The organism is Wolbachia endosymbiont of Pentalonia nigronervosa (assembly GCF_014534705.1).
Taxonomy (GTDB): domain Bacteria; phylum Pseudomonadota; class Alphaproteobacteria; order Rickettsiales; family Anaplasmataceae; genus Wolbachia.
Genome location: NZ_JACVWV010000111.1, coordinates 1 through 2,710 on the forward strand (window position 1 = coordinate 1; position 2,710 = coordinate 2,710).

Consider the following 2,710-nt stretch of genomic DNA (forward strand, 5'->3'; position numbering starts at 1 on the left):
TCCCGAAGCTGAAGGATTTCAGGTTATTCCAAAACGTTGGATAGTTGAAAGAACCTTTGCTTGGCTCTCCAATTTTAGGCGCATGAGCAAAGATTACGAACATTCTCCTCTTACCTCAAAAACCAATATTTTCTTTAATATGATTACCGTTATGCTTAATAAATTAGCTACTTAAATGATTTCAAGACATCTTCTTAGAGCCAATATTGGTAAAATAAAAAACCATCCATAAAAGTAGCCAGGTACAAATAAAAATTCTTTAAGAACGCTTCTAATTACTACTTGCCTAAAAGTAATATTTTCGGACGTATTTTCATGTTTGACACGTGCACTACATATAAATTTTCCTGGGGTCTGGCCAAATTTTGCCAACATTAGTATCTCTGATACTATAACTATTAGCGATACTATGGCTATGCCTAGCAGTGAAAAAAGGTCTGTATAAGAAGTGGTATCATTTATATCAACATCGTACAGCTCTGGATAGAGAGGCTTATTGAATATGAGAAAAAGTAATAAGCCAAAAATTAGGTAATATATACCTTGATCAACAACATACGCTATTATGCGTCTGATCATTCCTGCGTAATTTATTTGTGTGTTCATTTTTATACCTCATATAATGATCACCTAGTGTAGCATCTAGTAATTAAACAATAGTAAAATTGATGGCTGTTTTCTCTGAGTTATCTAAAAGGCTTTACGATGGCCATAATTACTATAATTATTACTAATGCTGTGACTGTTTCATTCAAAACACGAAAATAAATATGGGTTTTCTTATTTGAACCTGTGACAAAATCCTTTCTATGTTTTGCAAGCAGCATATGAATAATCAACATTAAACATACAGCAAGCATTTTTATGTGAAACCATCCTTCCCTGTACGCTTCTCTTATTATCGTTAATGTTATTCCCAAGCCAAGTGAAAAGCACATAGCAGGGTTTATTATGTATCTTAAAAGCCTTTTCTCCATTGTTTGCAGTAAGCTGTCGCTTTCCGAGCCTTGCTTCGTAGTTGCATGGTAAACGTAAAGCCTCGGCAAATATAACATACCTGCCATCCACATAATAATCGAGATGACATGAAAAGCCTCAAGCCAGTGGTAATAGTCCATTGTTAAATATTTAAATTTCTAGTATAATGTGAGTTTAATAGAAAAACAACAATATGAAAGAAGGAAGTTTCACTCATGAAGAAATTGTAGGATTTTATAAGAAAATGCTGCTTATACGCAGATTCGAAGAAAAAGCAGGTCAGCTATATGGAATGGGGTTAATAGGTGGATTTTGTCATCTATCAATAGGGCAGGAAGCAGTTGCCGTTGGCACTTATGCTGCATCAAAATTAGGTGATGCTTTTATTACAAGTTATAGAGATCATGGTTTAATGCTTGCATGTGACTCAGATCCAAAAGTTGTTATGGCAGAACTCACTGGCAAAGAAACAGGCTGTTCGCAAGGCAAAGGCGGTTCTATGCACATATTTGACATTGAGAAGAGATTCTTTGGTGGGCACGGAATAGTTGGCGCGCAAGTTCCGATCGGGACAGGAATAGCATTTGCAAGTAAATATCAAAAAAAGGATGATGTTGTATTTACATACTTTGGTGATGGAGCTGCAAATCAGGGACAGGTATATGAAGCATTTAATATGGCATCTTTATGGGCGCTACCGGTAATTTACATTATAGAAAATAATGAATATGCAATGGGAACTTCCGTACAGAGATCTACTTTAGTACCAGAGTTATATAAAAGAGGGGAAAGTTTTGGTATTAAAGGCAAGCAAGTGGATGGTATGGATTTCTTCGCTGTTTATGAAGCTACAAGTGAAGCAGTTGAGCATTGCCGTGCGGGTAACGGTCCTATGCTTCTAGAGATGAAAACTTATAGATATCGCGGCCATTCGATGTCAGATCCTGCAAATTATCGTTCAAAAGAAGAAGTTGAAAATGTTAAACAAAATCATGACCCAATAGAAACTTTAAAAAAGTATATAGTAGATAAAAAAATCGCTTCAGAAGAAGAATGCAAAAAGTTTGATAAAGAAATACGCAATTTAATTAAAGAATCAGAAGATTTTGCAAAAAATAGCCAAGAACCAGAAAGTGCTGAGTTATATACGGATGTATATAAGTAAATCAAATCAGTTAGAAACTGTCTGTTGATTTAACGAACTTCTAATTATGTTTGTTTTACATAAATTAAGAAGAGATGGTGGCTGCCTTTTCAACACATTTCTAGTTACATTAATTTCATACAAGTCAAGAGAATATACTGACTCTAAATGCGGATCTGCTTGAAATACATCACAGATTATCTGTATTTTGCTTTCTTCAGAATTTAATTTGTTATTAATTTCATCTGCAATATGTATGCTATTTTCTATCAATTCTGCTAGCAAGGATAGATCACTCGAGTTTGTTATTCCCTTAGTATGTAAAAACTTCTCGATCTCTTCCATTTTAATAAATTCTTCTATTCCTGGTATTTTTAACAGATCTGCTATTGTTAGAAGATGTCTTGAAATCATTTAAGTAGCTAATTTATTAAGCATAACGGTAATCATATTAAAGAAAATATTGGTTTTTGAGGTAAGAGGAGAATGTTCGTAATCTTTGCTCATGCGCCTAAAATTGGAGAGCCAAGCAAAGGTTCTTTCAACTATCCAACGTTTTGGAATAACCTGAAATCCTTCAGCTTCGGG

At 34.4% G+C, this 2,710-nt stretch carries 6 protein-coding genes; 2 read left to right on the forward strand and 4 right to left on the reverse strand.

Features of this window, described 5'->3' with window-relative positions; translation table 11 throughout:
- On the forward strand, positions 1-175 hold a 175-nt coding region (locus tag IC220_RS06845; RefSeq protein WP_188152743.1), incomplete at its 5' end, for a transposase.
- On the opposite strand, the gene IC220_RS06850 is transcribed toward IC220_RS06845, so the two are convergent.
- Positions 172-606 carry an RDD family protein gene (locus IC220_RS06850; protein WP_188153709.1) on the reverse strand — a complete coding sequence of 145 codons (435 nt, stop codon included), beginning with the start codon at positions 604-606 and terminating at the stop codon, positions 172-174. The genes IC220_RS06845 and IC220_RS06850 overlap by 4 nt on opposite strands.
- Positions 607-686: 80 nt before the next feature.
- Positions 687-1,118 (reverse strand): protoporphyrinogen oxidase HemJ, encoded by a 432-nt coding sequence (gene hemJ, locus IC220_RS06855; RefSeq protein WP_188153710.1) that lies wholly within the window; start codon positions 1,116-1,118, stop codon positions 687-689.
- 53 nt (positions 1,119-1,171) lie between these two features.
- On the opposite strand from hemJ, the gene pdhA reads away from it, so the two are divergent.
- Positions 1,172-2,143 carry a pyruvate dehydrogenase (acetyl-transferring) E1 component subunit alpha gene (pdhA, locus tag IC220_RS06860; protein ID WP_188153711.1) on the forward strand — a complete coding sequence of 324 codons (972 nt, stop codon included), beginning with the start codon at positions 1,172-1,174 and terminating at the stop codon, positions 2,141-2,143.
- A gap of 6 nt (positions 2,144-2,149) precedes the next feature.
- On the opposite strand, the gene IC220_RS06865 is transcribed toward pdhA, so the two are convergent.
- Positions 2,150-2,536, reverse strand: coding sequence for a hypothetical protein (locus IC220_RS06865; RefSeq protein WP_188153712.1), 387 nt, complete (start codon positions 2,534-2,536; stop codon positions 2,150-2,152).
- Positions 2,537-2,710: transposase (locus IC220_RS06870; RefSeq protein WP_188152743.1), on the reverse strand; the 174-nt coding region annotated here is incomplete at its 5' end.

Bases quoted from the DNA above. Each gene is read 5' to 3' on its own strand.
- IC220_RS06865 (WP_188153712.1), bottom strand. From the start codon at position 2,536: ATGATTTCAAGACATCTTCTAACAATAGCAGATCTGTTAAAAATACCA.
- hemJ (WP_188153710.1), bottom strand. From the start codon at position 1,118: ATGGACTATTACCACTGGCTTGAGGCTTTTCATGTCATCTCGATTATT.
- IC220_RS06850 (WP_188153709.1), bottom strand. From the start codon at position 606: ATGAACACACAAATAAATTACGCAGGAATGATCAGACGCATAATAGCG.
- pdhA (WP_188153711.1), top strand. From the start codon at position 1,172: ATGAAAGAAGGAAGTTTCACTCATGAAGAAATTGTAGGATTTTATAAG.